The following is a 15,949-nucleotide window of genomic DNA, read 5'->3' as shown; positions in this document are numbered from 1 at the left end:
CGTTCGTCAATTTGGGTATATCCAAGGGATATCTTGTGCTTTGTGCTCCTTGCGTCGCCCCCGTAATCTCGGGGCGTCATCACTTATTACCAAGGACACAACTATGTTGAAAACCCTATTTAAATTGACGCCGTTGGTTGCCGCCATCATTGCAGGATATGCCAGCGCCGGGGAAACCATACGGCTGGGTATCATGAGCGGAGAGGATGAAGATGTGTGGGCCGTTGCGTCTGCACAGGCCAAAAAACAGGGGCTGAATATCGAGCTGGTCAAGTTCAATGACTATATCTTGCCCAACGAGGCACTGGAAAATGGCGAAATAGATGCCAACGCATTCCAGCACAAACCTTATCTGGACAATCAGGTGAAGAGCCGCGGTTATCATATAGTGCCGGTCGGCAATACGGCGGTGTGGCCCATCGGCCTCTACTCGAAGAAATTCAATGCGGTCAGCGCCTTGCCGAAAGGGGCCATCATAGGGGTGCCCAACGATCCCAGCAATGAAGGGCGTGCGCTGCGGGTGCTGGCGTCGGCCGGCGTCATCAAGCTGCGTCCCGGCTCGGGCATATTGGCGACCACCACGGATATTATCGACAACCCCAGGAAATTGCAGATCAAGGAGCTGGATACCGGCATCATAGGGCGCTCCGTGGATGATCTGGATGCCGCCGTGGTCAATACGGACTGGGCATTGAAATCCGGCTTGAGCCAGCAGCAACGTATTTATTCCGAGACCGCAGAAGAGAATCCTTACAATAATTTCATCGCGGTCAAAAGCGGCAATGAAAGCGCCCCCTGGGTAAAAACCCTGGTGGCCTCCTATCAGAATGAGGCCGTCAAGGCGGCGCTGGACAAATACTATAAAGGGACGGCTATCCCCGCGTGGTAATGAATGGCCGATGATCCATCACTCATGATTTATTGGTTATCCATGCTGCCTTCTATCGGGGCCGCCATCTTGCCCGAGCGGCTTCCCCGCGTGCCTTTGCGGGGGTCAGGGGGACTGGGTGGTGGGGCGGGCGAATATTCGCGCCCGGCCACCATAAAGGCGTGTTATCGCGGGGCCTCTGCCTGGGTTGACCGGGCGCAGGCCCCGCGACGGTTTCACTCAAGGGGGGCGACGGCAACCTGCCGCTTGAAGGGGGTGGGCTTGCCGGCCTTGCGCTGTTCCGAGACCAGGATCAGCAGGCGCTGCAGGGCGATGAAGCTAAACAGCAGCAGGCCGATGATGATCTTGGTCCACCAGGAGCTGAGGGTGCCGTCGAAGTTGATGTAGGTCTGGATCAACCCCTGGATCAGCACCCCGAACAGGGAGCCAAAGACGGTGCCCACCCCGCCGCTCAGCAGGGTGCCGCCGATGACCACGGCGGCAATGGCATCAAGCTCCACCCCGACGGCGGCGAGCGGATAACCCGCCGAGGTGTAGAGCGCGAATACGATGCCCGCCAGGGTCGCCAGGGTGGTGGAGAGCAGGTAGATGCGAATGGTGGTGTGGCGCACCGAGATCCCCATCAGGGCCGCCGAGGTGGCGTTGCCGCCGATGGCGTAGACGTTGTTGCCAAAGCGGGTGCGGTTGGCGAGCAGGATGCCAAGCACCACCACCGCCAGCATGATGAGGGCCAGCAGGCTCAGGCGTCCGCCCCCCGGCACCTTCCACGACAGGCTCGACAGGTAGGTGAAGCTGGGGTGATCGATGGGCAGGGACTGCTCGGAGATGAGGAAGCTGGCCCCTCGCAGGAAGAACATGCCCGCCAGGGTGATGATGAAGGCGGGGATCTTCAGGGTGTCGATGAGCCAGCCCATGAGGGCGCCAAAGCCCGCACCCAGCACCAGCACCAGGGGGATGGCCAGCATGGGGCTGACCCCCAGATCCCCGATGAGCTTGGCCAGCAGCACGCCGGTGAAGGCGATGACGGCCCCCACCGACAGATCTATGCCCCCCGAGAGGATGACGAAGGTCATGCCCACCGCCACTATGCCGAGGAAGGCGTTGTCCGTCAGTATGTTGCAGATGATGCGGGTGGACATGAAGGCCGGGAAGGAGGCCAGGCAGAGCAGATAGCCCAGCACGAAGACCATGATGGTCACCATCAGGGGGAGGTTGCGTTTAAACATGGCGAGTCCCTCGCTGGAACAGGTGGTTGAGGGCAGGCGACTGCATGACCAGCACCGCCAGCACCACCAGGGCCTTGACGATCTGGTTCCACTGGGGCTGGTAGCCGGAGAGCAGGATCCCGGTGTTCACCCCCTGGATGATCAGTATGCCGACCAGGGAGAGGGCGAGGTTGAAGCGTCCCCCCATCAGGGAGGTGCCCCCAATCACCACCGCCAGGATGGCGTCCATCTCCAGCCAGAGCCCGGCGTTGTTGGCATCGGCCCCGCGGATGTCGGCGGCGACTATCATGCCGGCGACGGCGGCCATGATGCCGCTCAGCAGGTAGGTGGCGATCACCACCATGGGGGTGTTGAGCCCGGCGTTCTTGGCGGCCCTGATGTTGATCCCCACCGCCTCGATGAAGAGGCCGAGGGCGGTGCGCTTGGTCAGCAGCCAGAGCAGCAGCGCCATGCCCAGGGTGATGATGACCGGGGTGGGCAGATAGCAGAGGGCGCCGCTGCCGATCCAGGCAAGGGCCTCGTTGTTGAAGGTGATGATCTGCCCCTCGGTGATGAGCTGGGCAATGCCCCGGCCCGCCACCATGAGGATCAGGGTCGCGACTATGGGCTGGATCTTGAACACCGCCACCAGCAGGCCGTTCCACAGGCCGCACAGGAGGCCCACCCCAAGCACGGAGGCGACGATGACCGGCAGGCTGTGACCGCCGGTGGCCAGGCTGGCCATGGTGGCCCCGCTGATAGCCATCACGGCCCCCACCGACAGATCGATGCCACCGGTGGCGATCACCAGGGTCATGCCGAGGGAGAGCAGGGCGACGGGGGCGCAGCGGTTGAGGATGTCGATCAGGCTGCCAAACAGCCGCCCATCCTGGATATGGATGGCAAAGAAGTTGTCGGCGACCAGGGCATTGACGAGCAGCACGCAGAGCAGGGCGGCGCACTGAGCCGAGCCCGTGGGCAGGGCTCTGCGGGGGCGCGTCGGCCCGCCAGGGAGGGGGAGGGTGGATGACGTCATATCAGGCCTCACATGCAATGGCGTTCATGATGGCAGGGACGCTGAGGGCGTCCGTCGCAAGCTCTGCCACCTGCTTTCTGTCGCGAAGGACGATCACCCGATCGGCATAGCCCACCAGCTCCTCGAGCTCGGAGGAGATGACCAGCAGGGCCAGCCCGTTGGCGCAGAGGGATTCGATGAGGCGGATGATCTCGGCGTGGGCCCCCACGTCGATGCCCCGGGTAGGCTCGTCCAGGATCAGGAACTGGGGTTTGGTGAGCAGCCAGCGGGCGAGCAGCACCTTTTGCTGGTTGCCCCCGGAGAGAAACTGGATGGGCTGCTCCGGTCCCGGGGTCTTGATGGCCAACTGCTCGATGAGGCGGGCGGTGATCTCGTCCTGTTCCTTGCGAGACAGGGGATGCAGCCAGCCCCGCTGGGCTTGCAGGGCCAGCACCATGTTCTCACGCACCGAGGCAGAGGCGATGATGCCGGCGCTCTTGCGATCCTCCGGGCAGAAACCAAAACCGTTGGCAGCCGCCTGGCGCGCAGAGCGGATGGTCACCGCTTTGCCCCGCACCAGGCACTCGCCGCTGTCGCTCGGCACTATGCCGAACATCAGCTCGGCGGTCTCGGTGCGACCTGAGCCGAGCAGGCCGGCGAGGCCCACTATCTCCCCGGGCATGACGTCGAGACTGAAAGGGGCCAGGACCCCGCGCTTGCCGTAGCCCCTGAACGACACCGTGGGCTGGTTGCTGCGCAACGTCTTGCCCGCCCGCTTGAGGGCGTTGTCGTCAAGCTCGCGCCCCAGCATCATCTTGACCAGCTCCAGTTGTGGCAGCGCGGCGGTGTCGCGGGTGCCGACCAGCTCGCCGTTGCGAAGCACTGTGATGCGATCGCTGATGGCGTAGACCTGATCGAGAAAATGGGTGATGAAGACGAGGCTCACCCCCTGATCCCGCAGGCTCCCCATCAGGGAGAAGAGCATCTGCACCTCGCTGGCATCCAGGCTGGCGGTGGGCTCGTCCAGGATCAGGATCCGGGCGGACAGGGAGATGGCCCGGGCGATGGCCACTATCTGCTGCATGGCGACCGAGTAGTGACCCAGAGGCAGGGTGACATCCATCTCGAAGCCGTATCCCGCCATGATGGCCCTGGCCTGCCGGGTCATGGCGCTCCGGTCGATGAAGCCAAAGCGGCGGGGTTCGTGGCCGATGAAGAGGTTGTCCGCCACCGACATGTTCGGCAGCAGGTTGACCTCCTGATAGACGGTGCCGATCCCCAGGCGCTGGGCGTGGGCTGTGTCCGTCGGGGAGATGGGGACGCCATCGAGTTCGATGCGCCCCCCGTCGGGCTGGTAGACACCGGTGAGGGTCTTGACCAGGGTGGACTTGCCGGCGCCGTTCTCGCCGAGCAGCGCCATGATCTCTCCCCGGCGCAGGGAGAAGTCCACCTGATGCAGGGCACGCACCCCGGGAAAGATCTTGCAGATACCGCGGGCGTTCAACAGCACATCCTGAGTATTTTCTGACATGAATAGGGGCTCTCCGATATAACGCGCCATATCGCAACGTTGCCGATATGGCGTGTTATTTAACAGGCTGGCTCAGCGGGCGAGCGGCATTAATAACCCATGTCTTTTTTCAGCGCGAGCTGGGCCTTGGCACTCTCTGGCTCGAACAGAATAGATGCCGTCTTGATAAGTTTGGGGGGCTGGGTGCCGTCCTTCTTATAGGCCAGCAGGGCATCGAAGGCGGGGCCTGCCATATTCGGCGTCAATTCCACCGAGGCATTGGCTTCGCCGGCCATCATCGCCTTGAATATATCCGGCACCCCATCGATGGAGATGATCTTGATATCCGTACCCGGTTTCAGCCCGGCCTCTTTAATGGCCTGGATGGCGCCGATGGCCATGTCGTCATTGTGGGCGTAGACGGCGCAAATATTCTTGCCGTTATTCTCCGCCTTGATGAAGCTCTCCATCACCTCCTTGCCCTTGCTGCGGGTGAAGTCCCCTGACTGGGTGCGGATGATCTTGATGGTGGGCACCGCCGCGACGGTGTCGAGGAAGCCCTTCTTGCGATCCAGCGCCACGCTGGCACCGACGGTGCCCTGCAATTCCACCACGTTGCAGGCCTTGCCATCCTGCTGCTTGATGAGCCATTGGGCCGCCACTTCTCCCTCGTGGACGCTGTCTGCGGCAACCCCGGTCATGAAGAGGCTGTCATCTTTCACCGTGATGTTGCGATCCAGCAGGAACACCGGGATCTCGGCCTCTTTCGCCTCCTGCAATACCGGATCCCAGCCGGTCTGCACCACGGGCGCAATAAAGATGGCATCCACCCCCTGGGCAATGAAGGAGCGAATGGCCTTGATCTGGTTCTCCTGTTTCTGCTGGGCATCGGCAATTTTCAGGGTGATGCCGCGTTTTTGCGCTTCGCTCTTGGCGACAGAGGTTTCCGCCGCCCGCCAGCCGGACTCAGAGCCTATTTGAGAGAAGCCCACCGTCATCTCGGCAGAATATGCAGAGGCAGAGAGAATGAGGGTGCTGATAATGCCCGCCAGTTTCACTTTCTTATACATGTGACACTCCTTTGTGATGCATGGTGAAATAAACCGGAACGCGTCAGGTTTTTATTGTTCGGGTCAAGGTTATAGGCTCTTGGGTTTAACGACGGGAGGTGGCTCACAGAAAATTTTCAGCAGCACGATGCTTCATACAAACAGCAGACAAGTTCATATATGGCGCGAGGCTTATGCTGATTTCTCTGCATATTTATTTATTCCGGCAGCCATGGTGTCCAGAGCCGGCGCCGTGGGCGCCATCCGGCTTGGCCTGAAATCAGGCCAGCCTGATGCACGGGTATGGAGAAAGGAAAGGGCGAGGGGCCCTTGTCTCAGGGGCGCACCGCCGCCAGCAGGTAATCCACGAAGGCCCGCACCCGGGCCGAGAGGTGGCGATGCTGGGGATAGAGGGCGTAGAAGGGGCGGGATCGCCCCGCAAAGGGGGTCATGACTTCCACCAGCTTGCCCTGGCGCAGCGCCTCTGCCGCCACGAAATGGTAGATCTGGAACAGACCCCCGCCAGCCACCGCCCAGCCAAGACCCGCCAGCACATCCTCCAGCACCCGCTGCCGACTGTGGAGACTGACCTCGACCGGCAGCCCCTTCTCATCGATGAAGCTCCAGGGGAAGGGGCGCCCCGTGCTGGGTGTGATGAACTGGATCAGTTCGTGCTGGTGCAGCGCGGCCAGGGAGGTCGGGGGCGGGCGGCGAGCGGCATAGTCGGGGGAGCAGAAGACCCCGACGCTGGCCTCCTCCAGCTTGCGGGCGATCACCCGGGAGTCGCGCGGCTCACCCAGACGAATGGCGAGATCGTAACCGTCCTCCACGAAGTCGATGTTTCTGTTCGAGACATTGAGCTCCAGCTCGATCTCGGGATAGGCCGCCATGAAGCCCGGCAGCAGGGGCACCAGGCGATGGTGGGCATAGACGGTGCCCACGCTGATGCGCAGCAGCCCCTTAGGGTGGCGCTGTCGTCCCGTGATGGCCCGCTCGGCCTCGGCGATCTGATCGAGGGCCTGCTGGCACTGCGCCCGATAGAGCTCACCGTCGTGGGTGAGGCGCACGCTGCGGGTGGTGCGATTGAAGAGTTTGACGCCGAGCCTGGCTTCGATGCGCTGGATGGAGCGGCTCACCGAGGCCGGCGTCACCCCCAGCACCTGCGCCGTGGCGGTGAAGCTGCCAAGCTCGGCCGCCTTGCAAAAGAGCTCTATGCTGCCGAGCTGAACGGGGTCGAAGGCGCGGGACATATGTTCATCCATGTAAATAAACAAGTTCAATGGCGTCAGTTTATCCGCCACAAGGTAATGGGTAAATTCTTCATCCAGCGCGGCGCCCTTGCCGCCCGAGCGATCACTGTCCATTCCAAGGAGTATCAAGATGAAGAACACCCTCAAGGCCCTGCTGGCGTCACTGCTGCTGGCGACCTCGGCCGCGGCCAGCGCCGCCCCGAAAGGCGAGATCCTGGTGCTGCTCTCGAGCGAGACCGCACTGCCGCTGCAAGGGGGCAAGAGCCTGACCACCGGCTTCTACCAGAATGAACTGGGGGTGCCTGCCGCCGCCCTGCTGGAGGCCGGCTACACCCTGACCCCGGTGACCCCGAGAGGGAACCGGCCCGTTGCCGACAAGAGTTCCGTCGATCCCCAGTACTTTGGCGGCAACCCGCAGGCGATGGCGCGCATCGGCGCCGTCGTGGAGGGGCTGCTTGGCGCCGGCAAGGTGCTCTCCCTGAAGGAGGTGCTGCAATCCGGCCCCGAGCGCTATGCCGGCCTCTTCATTCCCGGCGGCCACGCCCCCCTCATCGATCTCGCCACGGATCCCGAGGTGGGCACCCTGCTGCGCCATTTCCACGACAACCACAAACCCACGGCGGCCATCTGCCACGGCCCCATCGCGCTGCTGGCGGCGCAGGGGGATCCGGCCGGGTTCGAGCTGTCTGTCATCGCAGGCAAGGCGGACGGCGCCAGAGAGTGGATCTACGACGGTTACAGGATGACCATCTTCTCCGACGAGGAAGAGGCGGTGTTTGAAGCCTCGCTCAAGGGCGACAGGCTGCGCTACTACCCGGCGCAGGCCATGGCCCGGGCCGGTGGCAAGATGCAGTTCGTCGCCCCCTGGCAGCCCGGCGTGGTGGTCGATCGCGAGCTTATCACCGGCCAGAATCCCTTCTCGGACCACGTCCTGGCGAGCGCCTTCATCGCGGCGCTGGACAAGCGCACCGAGGCGAACTGAACACGATTTGCGCAGCCCGGCCCGTCATGGAAAGGGCTGTCATTCTCTTGCGGGGTCGACCGCCCCGGGGGAGTGAAGTACCGCCAGGAGAGGGAAGGAGAGCCCGGTCGGTCGGAGCCTAAAATGGGATTCGTTCAGGGTTGAAATTACGCAGCACGCCCCCTACACTGCCCGCCCCAAACAGCCTGGTAGAGAGGAGGATAGAAGATGAGAAGAGTCATTCTCACACCCTTGCTGGCCCTTGCCATGAACGGATGCGGGGGTGGAGAGGGCGGGAAAGACGATGCCATTCCCCCCACGATAACAACGTATTTCGAGGCATCCACCCAGAGCACCCAGGGTGGACAGTTGAGCCCGGCCAGCCTGCGTCTGAGCGCCGGTGAGCAGGGCCGTTTCACCGTCGCACCCGACGCAGGCTATGTGTTGGCGCAGATTGCGGGTTGTGAGGGGACGCTGGACGGCCTCACTTATACCACGGGCCCCATGCGCGGCGATTGCCAGGTCTCGGCGAGCTTCACTCAGGAGACGGCCCCCGTCTATTTCGAGGCCACCACCCGCAGCAGCCAGGGTGGACGGCTGACCCCGGCCAGCCTGCGCCTGAGCGCCGGTGAACGGGGGCGTTTCACCGTAGCGCCCGACGCCGGCTTCGTGCTGGATAGCATAGAGGGCTGTGACGGCACCCAGCAGGGGCACGACTACATCACAGCTCCCATGGGCGCCGATTGTCAGGTGTCGGCTCGCTTCATCAAGCATGCCGCCCATGCCATTGACCACGAGGATCACGCCCTCGCCAGCGACATGGAGCTGATCGCCCATGCCCGTGGCGCCATCGCCGACAGTGAGGCGCGTCGCACCGAACTGGTCAGTACCCTCTATCGGGGTCTGGATGCCATCAGCTGGAACCCGAGCCACGACTCCATCACCTTCTCCAGCTTCCAGCCCGAACACACCGTGACCCTGCTCCCTTCCAACATCAATGGCAAGGGGGAGAGCGAGATCCGCGGCCTGGTGATGGTCTCCGAGCAAGATGACTATCGCCGGGCAGCCATGGGGGCAAACCTGTTTGCGGTGGATCGCACGCCCCAGAGCGAGGCGCTGCTCAGGGGGCTGATCGGCTGGCTGACCCGGGGGAGGGATAGTGATGACGATGGTCTTCGCATCCTGACCGCCCAGATGCCGAGTCGCGCCGACAGCTGGTATTTCCCCCATAACGAGGGGATCCGGGACTGGCTCAAGGCCATGTATCCGGACGCGCACAGCATCAACCAGGCCGATGAGTGCGATTATCAGGCCCTCGGCGCCTGCATCGACCGCATGGCGCCGGATCTCATCGTGATAAGCGACCTCGATCGCCAGGGGCTGGGGTACCAGGGCATAGCCCAGGCCATCGCCAAGGCGAAGGCCGCCGGGATCCCGCTGCTGCTAGCCAACTACCGGCGAGAGGCGAGCCCCCTGCTGGCGCCCCTCTATCTGGAGATGGGGCTGGTGACCTGGGGCAACTACTGGTCGAAGCTCAAGGTCAGCAATCTGGCGGCGAGCACCATCATGGCGCCAGATCCCCAGCTGATGGCGGTCGATACGCTGCTGAGGAACCTTAAGGAGGGGAAATTCAGCACCCAATGGCTGGATGCCTGCAGCGGCAACTTCCTCAACTGCGGGGGTGTCGATGAGTTCAATGTGCAGTTCAAGAATGGCGCCGACTGGCTCAGGAATGCCGCCATCACCCTGGACAAGGCGGGGATCAGCCCCTTCGCCCGCGACGGCTTGGCACTGTTGCCAGCCAGCCTGCTGCTGGCCGACAAATACCGTGCTGCCATCGATTACCCCATCGCCTGGGATGAGCATCAGGCCTGGCAGCGGGCGATGTTTGCCGACTGGCTGGTGAGCTATGCCCGTGCCCGCAATCCGGCCCAGCCCGATCTGGGGGAGTACGTCGTCGATCGCAGCCAGCTGTTCAAGGGAGATCAGGCCCATTACGCCTATCCCGCCGTCATCAGCGACAGCCGCCGCATCTCGGTGCCCTATTCCGGGCAGTGGACCTCGACGGGCTGGTATGCCCTGCCGGGGCAACGTATCACCCTGAGTCGCACGGATACTGCGGATGTTTCCGCTACCATTCGGCTCAATTACCACAGACCCAACACCAACAGGGCCTATGAGCAGAAGGTCTATCGGGCGCCGCTGGAGTTGGCCAGCGGGCGGCTTCCTCTTAACAAGGGCGGCAGCGTCAGCTTCACCTCGCCCTATGGGGGCCCTGTCTATCTCTATCTGGAGGGGGGAGACGGGACGCTGCAAGTGGAGGTGGCCGCCACTGGCGTGACCCGCCATCCAGCCATTCTGGACTTCAGTGATGAGCAGCAGATCCGGGACTTCAACGAGCGGCTGGATCAGACCGAGCTGCCCCATGTCGATCTCAGGGCCGATGGCGCCGAGCAGCATCTGCGCCGGGATCGCTTCACCGGGGCCATCGGGGGGGCCATTGCCGACACCGATGCCCTGCTGGACAGCATCTCCCGGGATCATATCAACAGCGTCTATACCCTGGCGGGCTTCAAGATCCAGGGCAAGCGCCTGGAGGAGTCGCTGCCCGACGAGGTCAGGCGCGCCTGTGTCGCGCTGCTGGGGGATCAGTGTCTCGACGAGTCACTGCATACCCGTACCATCATCCAGCATGCCAACTACGACCAGAATGCCCATTGCGGGGTCGGCTGCAGCGGCAACCCCTGGGACTCTTCCGGCAGCATCAGCCCGACCGGTTGGCTGGACAATCACGAGCTGGGCCACAATCTGCAAACCCAGCGCCTGAATGTGCATTACGCCGCCGCCAGCGATGCTGACAACTGGCGCGGCTATGGCAGCCGGGCCGGGGAGAACTCCAACAACATCTTCCCCTATGTGGTGAAGTGGCAGGCCCACTATCTGCGCGACGGCAACACGGCGTCCATCAAAGATGGTCACATGAATCACAAGGATCTGTTCTACGCCTTCATGTCCGACGCGGCCGGGGTGAAGGATAAGAGCGGCAACCGGGTGGTGCTGGGGGCTAACTGCAAGGTGCTGGATGCGGGGGAGAGTCGCTACGAGGCGCCCTGGCAGAGCAATGCCTATGCGGTCCACAACGGCTATCGCATGGCGTTTTATATCCAGATGGCACTGCGCGCCCACGGCATGAGGCTGGCGGACGGCACCCGCCTGAACAACGGCTTCAATATCTTCACCCTGCTCTACCAGCATTCACGGATCTTCGGCGCCGTTGCCGACAACGAGAGCGACTGGAATGCCAACAGGGACAGGCTCGGCTTTGGCCTCTTCCCCTTCCAGGGGCATGGGGTCTATGGCGGCAAGCAGGTGCGAGACATACCGGGCAACGACTTCATGCTGGTCGCCCTCGGCAGGCTGACCGGCCAGGACTGGCGCAGCCACTTCGATCTGCTGGGTCTGCGCTACTCGCGCCTCGCCGCCGATCAGGTGGAGGCGAACCAGCCCTCGGGCGTCCTGCCCATGGGGATGTACGTGCTGGAGGACGATCTCCCGCCCGCCAACATGAGCGAGGGGCTGACATTCCTGCCCCTCTCCAGGACGGATGGCAGCACCCTCTGGCCTCGCGACCATGGATCGCCGGCCAGCTGTCCTATTCCCTAATAAAGAAAAAACGCCCTCAGGGGCGTTTTTTCTTGGTCAGCGCAGGCTTGCTGGAGAAGGCGGGCGGAACCCGTATTGAGACTCGTAGCCCTGCACCAAGGGAGGGCTCAGGCCTGCAGCAGGGCGAGAAACGCCTTCATGGCCGGGGTGACGCTGTGTTTGCGGGTGATGAAGGCGATGGTGCCTGCGCTCGCATCGACCAGGGGGTGGCAGGGCAGCTTGAAGAGCTGCTGGGCGGTGGCGGCGATGCCGGCGCTGACCACGGCGCAGCCGAGCCCGTGGCTCACCCCGTTGGCCAGGTGGAACAGGGAGTCTGTCTCCAGCACCACCCGCAGGCTGAGCTGCTGGCGGGCGGCGGCCTCGTCGAGATAGCGGCGAAACTGCATGGTGGCGCTCGGCAGGATCAGGGGGAGATCCTGCAAGTCTGCCAGCCTCAGAGGCTGGCTCGGGGCGAGGTGCGGGGGCAGGGGCCCCAGCAGGGCCATGGGGTTGGGGTGGCGAAGCTGGACGTCGAGGGCGCGGCGCTGATGCTCGGTGAGCAGCTCGTCAAAGCCAAGACCGATGTCGGTCTGGTGCAGATCCAGCTGCTCGAGCAGGGTGCCGTGGGTCATCACCGACAGGCGCAGGCTGACCTTGGGGAAGGCGTCGTTAAAGCGCTTGAGCAGCGGCATGATGTCGATGCTCGACTGGGGCACCATGCCGATGCGCAGGACCCCCGACAGCGCACCGCCAAACAGGCTCAGCTCCTGGCGCATGGCGTCCTGCTCCAGCAGCATGCGCTCGGCGTGGCGCAGCACCACTTCCCCCGCCTGGGTCAGGGCCACGAACTGGCTGTTGCGCACCACCAGCTCGGTGCCGAGGGATTTTTCCAGGGCGGTGATGCTGGCGGACAGGGTCGGCTGGGTGATGAAGCAGGCCTTGGCCGCCTTGGCGAAGTGGCGGTGCTGGGCCAGCTCGTAGAAATAGTGCAACTGCTTGATGTTCATCGAAGAGGAAGCGCCTGGCGTGGAGGATGGCTGACAAAGTTAATCAATCGACATCGTCATGGCAATAGAGGTTGTCTATCAGTGAATAGATTTGTTTCATTGGTTTTGGGGGAGCGACTTATCTAAACTTGAGGCCCGAATACACGTTATAAGCGTCTCGCATGATCCCATTCAATTCACGGTTGCCCAGGCTGGATGAGCTGGTGGAAGAGGTGGCCGTGTCCGTCAACATCAACGGCATCAACCACGCCGTCATGATGGCCACCCCGGATGATCTCGACGACTTCGCCATCGGCTTCCTGTTTGGCGAGGGGATCATCGGGGGCAACCACGATGTGCACGACATCCAGAGCACCCCGTCCGAGCAGGGGGTGGTGCTCGACATCACCATCGCCAACCGCTGCCTGGCCGAGCTGGGGCGACGCAAGCGCCGCCTGGCCGGCGCCAGCGGCTGCGGCATCTGCGGGGTGGAGGCCATAGAGCATGCGCTGCCCGAGCTCGCCCCCCTGACCCCGGGCGCCCCCCTGGATACCGAGCGTTTGCGGGACTTGCGCGAGCGCATCGCCCCCTGGCAGAGCAAGGCCCGCCATAGCGGCGCCCTCCATGCCGCCCTGGCGCTGGACGAGCGCGGCGAGATCCTGGCCTGCCGGGAAGACATAGGCCGCCACAATGCCCTGGACAAGCTTATCGGCATGCAACTGCGCCAACCCGCGCAGGCCGCCACCCTGGTCATCACCAGCCGCTGCGGCAGCGAACTCATTCACAAGGCGGTGCTATTTGGCGCCGCCCACCTCATCAGCCTTGCTTCTCCCAGCCAGCTCGCGGTGCGACTGGCCCTGAAATACAACCTGACCCTCATTCATGTGCCCAGATCCGATGCCCCGGTCTGCTATGCCAGCCCCCGCGCCCAGGATCACGTTGGAGACCCCCATGTCCAGTCATATTGAGAAACCGGCCAAGGCCGGCGGCTTTTCCTCCCTGCAGTCCACCTTCAAGCAGGTGCTGCAGAGCCAGAAGACCCGGCAGAACATCAAGAACCTGCTGCGGGTCAACCAGACCGACGGCTTCGACTGCCCCGGCTGCGCCTGGGGTGACAACAAGCAGGGGGCCTTCCAGTTCTGCGAGAACGGCGCCAAGGCGGTAGCCTGGGAGTCCACCGGCAAGACGGTGGGGGCCGCCTTCTTCGCCGAGCATTCGGTGCGCCGCCTCGCCACCCAGAGCGACTACTGGCTCGAATACCAGGGGCGACTGACCGAGCCCCTGCGCTACAACCCGGCCACCGATCACTACGAGCCAATAAGCTGGGAGCAGGCCTTTGCCCTCATCGCGGACAAGCTCAAGCGCCTGGCGAGCCCCGACGAGGTGGAGTTCTACACCTCGGGCCGCGCCAGCAACGAGGCCTCCTACCTCTATCAGCTGTTCGGCCGCCTCTATGGCACCAACCACTTCCCGGACTGCTCCAACATGTGCCACGAGGCGAGCGGGGTGGGGCTCATCCAGTCTGTCGGGGTGGGCAAGGGCACAGTGGTGCTCGATGATTTCGACGCCGCCAAAGCCATCTTCGTCTTCGGCCAGAACCCGGGCACCAACCACCCGCGCATGATGAATGCCCTGCGCAAGGCGGCGCGCCAGGGGTGCCAGATAGTCACCTTCAACAACCTCAAAGAGGTGGCCCTCGAGCGCTTCGCGAGCCCCCAGAGCCCGGCAGAGCTTTTGACCCCGGCGGCCACCCGCATCAGCCACCAGTACCTCACGCCAAAGCTTGGCGGTGACATGGCGGCCATTCGCGGCATGGCGAAACACATCCTGGAAGAGCAGGGGGGGCGCATCGATCTCGCCTTTATCGAGCAGCACACGGCGCACTTTGACGACTACCTGGCCCAGGTGAAGGCCACCGGTTGGGATCAGATCGAGGCGCAATCCGGGCTGGATCGCGAGGCGATCACCCGGGCGGCGCAGATCTTCGCCCAGAGCGAGCGCGTGATCAGCTGCTGGGCCATGGGGATCACCCAGCACAAGCACTCGGTCGACACCATTCGCGAAATCGTCAACCTGCACCTGATGTGCGGCCAGATTGGCAAGTCGGGGGCCGGGCTCTGTCCGGTGCGCGGCCACAGCAACGTGCAGGGCAACCGCACCATGGGGATCAACGAGAAACCCAACGCCGCCTTTATCGATCGCCTGGAGCGCCGCTTCCCGGTGGGCCTCAAGCGTACGCCGGGGCACAACGTCTACGAGGCCCTCAAGGCCCTCCATGGCGGCAAGAGCAAGGTGCTCATCTGCCTCGGTGGCAACCTGGCAGCCGCGGCGCCGGATACCGACTTCACCTATGAGGCGATGCGAAGGAGCGAGCTCAACGTGCAGATCAGCACCAAGCTCAACCGCAGCCACCTCATGGTCTCCAAGGATGCCCTGATCCTGCCCTGCCTCGGCCGCACCGAGCTCGACACCCAGCGCGCCGGGGTGCAGAAGATCACCGTGGAGGACACCTTCAGCATGGTGCACGCCTCCACCGGCATGAACGAGCCGGTCTCGCCGCTCTGCCTGTCCGAGATCGACATAGTCGCGCGCATGGCCGAGGCGACGCTGGGCCGCGATCGAGTGGACTGGCTGGCGCTGCGGGATGACTACGCCCTGCTGCGGGATCTCATCGCCGAGACCATCGCCGGCTTTGACGACTTCAACCGCCGCATCGAGGAGCCTTGCGGCTTCCACCTGGAGAACAGCGCCGCCCTGCTGCGCTGGAATACCCCAAGCGGGCGCGCCGAATTTCGGGCGAGCCGCTTGCCGGATTCCATCCTGCCCGAGTGCACCAGCCACGCGGAGCAGATGGTGGGCGAGCCCGTGCTGCTGCTCCAGAGCCTGCGCTCCCACGATCAGTACAACACCACCATCTACGGCATGGACGATCGCTACCGCGGCATCAAGGGGCGGCGCAACGTGGTCTTCATGAACGAGGAGGATGCCCGTCGCCTGGGGCTCGCCGAGGAGCAGCAGGTGGACATGACCGCCATCTGCAACGACGGGCGCGAGCGGGTGGTGCGCGGCTTCAGCGTCATCTTCTACGAGATCCCCAAGGGCAACATCGCCGCCTACTACCCGGAGACCAACCCCCTGGTGGCCATAGAGAGCATAGGGGAGGGCTCCTTCACCCCCACCTCCAAGTCGGTGCCCGTGCTGGTGACCCCAAGCCAGCCACAGACCGCCAGCCTCGCCGTCAATCTGTAAGCATCCGCCCCCCGAACCCCTGCCCAGGCAGGGGTTTTTTCATGCCAGCTATTCGCCCGGGCCTCTCGTTTGGCGAAGCTGTACGGCGATTGTATGGCGCACCATCTTGCTGTGGTCGGGGCCTGGGGATGCCATTATGCTGCGGCCCTCTTCCGGCCCCTGATGCAGGGCGGCCGGCAACCTGAACCCGGAC

Annotated in this window: 11 protein-coding genes; 5 read left to right on the top strand and 6 right to left on the bottom strand. The window is 63.6% G+C overall.

The genetic code is table 11. From position 1 onward, the window contains the following. Window positions 1–49: 49 nt before the first annotated feature. Window positions 50–889 carry a MetQ/NlpA family ABC transporter substrate-binding protein gene (locus HB860_RS07690; RefSeq protein WP_247626238.1) on the top strand — a complete coding sequence of 280 codons (840 nt, stop codon included), beginning with the start codon at window positions 50–52 and terminating at the stop codon, window positions 887–889. A 215-nt stretch (window positions 890–1,104) separates the two neighbouring features. Here HB860_RS07690 and yjfF read toward each other — a convergent pair whose 3' ends face one another. The 5 genes from yjfF to HB860_RS07665 form a co-directional block, all read right to left on the bottom strand. After that, on the bottom strand, window positions 1,105–2,115 hold the full coding sequence (yjfF, locus tag HB860_RS07685) for a galactofuranose ABC transporter, permease protein YjfF (protein WP_247626237.1): 1,011 nt from the start codon (window positions 2,113–2,115) through the stop codon (window positions 1,105–1,107). After that, window positions 2,108–3,130 carry a galactofuranose ABC transporter, ATP-binding protein YtfT gene (gene ytfT, locus HB860_RS07680; RefSeq protein WP_247626236.1) on the bottom strand — a complete coding sequence of 341 codons (1,023 nt, stop codon included), beginning with the start codon at window positions 3,128–3,130 and terminating at the stop codon, window positions 2,108–2,110. Before ytfT ends, yjfF begins: the two co-directional genes overlap by 8 nt. 1 nt (window position 3,131) lies before the next feature. Beyond that, on the bottom strand, window positions 3,132–4,640 hold the full coding sequence (locus HB860_RS07675) for a sugar ABC transporter ATP-binding protein (RefSeq protein ID WP_247626235.1): 1,509 nt from the start codon (window positions 4,638–4,640) through the stop codon (window positions 3,132–3,134). Between the two features lie 89 nt (window positions 4,641–4,729). Next, window positions 4,730–5,689 (bottom strand): galactofuranose ABC transporter, galactofuranose-binding protein YtfQ, encoded by a 960-nt coding sequence (ytfQ, locus tag HB860_RS07670; RefSeq protein ID WP_247626234.1) that lies wholly within the window; start codon window positions 5,687–5,689, stop codon window positions 4,730–4,732. Window positions 5,690–6,003: 314 nt separating this feature from the next. Beyond that, a complete protein-coding gene (locus tag HB860_RS07665) occupies window positions 6,004–6,918 on the bottom strand; it encodes a LysR family transcriptional regulator (protein ID WP_247626233.1) in 915 nt (304 codons plus the stop codon). 130 nt (window positions 6,919–7,048) lie between these two features. Here HB860_RS07665 and HB860_RS07660 point away from each other — a divergent pair, with 130 nt between their 5' ends. Together HB860_RS07660 and HB860_RS07655 are read left to right on the top strand one after the other, a co-directional pair. After that, window positions 7,049–7,900: a type 1 glutamine amidotransferase domain-containing protein gene (locus HB860_RS07660; protein ID WP_247626232.1), complete on the top strand. Its 852-nt coding sequence runs from the start codon at window positions 7,049–7,051 to the stop codon at window positions 7,898–7,900. Between the two features lie 348 nt (window positions 7,901–8,248). Beyond that, window positions 8,249–11,542, top strand: a complete 3,294-nt coding sequence (locus HB860_RS07655) for an ImpA family metalloprotease (RefSeq protein WP_247626231.1) — start codon at window positions 8,249–8,251, stop codon at window positions 11,540–11,542. A 107-nt stretch (window positions 11,543–11,649) separates the two neighbouring features. Here HB860_RS07655 and HB860_RS07650 read toward each other — a convergent pair whose 3' ends face one another. Continuing rightward, entirely contained in the window at window positions 11,650–12,528 is an 879-nt protein-coding gene (locus tag HB860_RS07650; RefSeq protein WP_247626230.1) for a LysR family transcriptional regulator, read from the bottom strand. A gap of 161 nt (window positions 12,529–12,689) precedes the next feature. Between HB860_RS07650 and fdhD the strand changes: the two genes are divergently transcribed. Both fdhD and HB860_RS07640 read left to right on the top strand, forming a co-directional pair. Then, window positions 12,690–13,475 carry a formate dehydrogenase accessory sulfurtransferase FdhD gene (gene fdhD / locus HB860_RS07645; RefSeq protein WP_247626229.1) on the top strand — a complete coding sequence of 262 codons (786 nt, stop codon included), beginning with the start codon at window positions 12,690–12,692 and terminating at the stop codon, window positions 13,473–13,475. Next, complete coding sequence (locus HB860_RS07640; RefSeq protein ID WP_247626228.1) at window positions 13,459–15,756, top strand: FdhF/YdeP family oxidoreductase; 2,298 nt, start codon at window positions 13,459–13,461, stop codon at window positions 15,754–15,756. Before fdhD ends, HB860_RS07640 begins: the two co-directional genes overlap by 17 nt. The last annotated feature ends 193 nt before the right edge of the window (window positions 15,757–15,949 follow it).

The organism is Aeromonas genomosp. paramedia, assembly GCF_023093515.1.
GTDB lineage: Bacteria > Pseudomonadota > Gammaproteobacteria > Enterobacterales > Aeromonadaceae > Aeromonas.
Note: the sequence above shows the minus strand (reverse complement) of the source record. Positions and strands in the feature narration are given on the sequence as shown.

Excerpts from the sequence above, each read along its gene's own strand:
- ytfT (WP_247626236.1), bottom strand. The coding sequence starts at position 3,130 with ATGACGTCATCCACCCTCCCCCTCCCTGGCGGGCCGACGCGCCCCCGC.
- HB860_RS07650 (WP_247626230.1), bottom strand. The coding sequence starts at position 12,528 with ATGAACATCAAGCAGTTGCACTATTTCTACGAGCTGGCCCAGCACCGC.
- yjfF (WP_247626237.1), bottom strand. The coding sequence starts at position 2,115 with ATGTTTAAACGCAACCTCCCCCTGATGGTGACCATCATGGTCTTCGTG.
- ytfQ (WP_247626234.1), bottom strand. The coding sequence starts at position 5,689 with ATGTATAAGAAAGTGAAACTGGCGGGCATTATCAGCACCCTCATTCTC.
- HB860_RS07665 (WP_247626233.1), bottom strand. The coding sequence starts at position 6,918 with ATGTCCCGCGCCTTCGACCCCGTTCAGCTCGGCAGCATAGAGCTCTTT.
- HB860_RS07660 (WP_247626232.1), top strand. The coding sequence starts at position 7,049 with ATGAAGAACACCCTCAAGGCCCTGCTGGCGTCACTGCTGCTGGCGACC.
- HB860_RS07675 (WP_247626235.1), bottom strand. The coding sequence starts at position 4,640 with ATGTCAGAAAATACTCAGGATGTGCTGTTGAACGCCCGCGGTATCTGC.
- fdhD (WP_247626229.1), top strand. The coding sequence starts at position 12,690 with ATGATCCCATTCAATTCACGGTTGCCCAGGCTGGATGAGCTGGTGGAA.
- HB860_RS07640 (WP_247626228.1), top strand. The coding sequence starts at position 13,459 with ATGTCCAGTCATATTGAGAAACCGGCCAAGGCCGGCGGCTTTTCCTCC.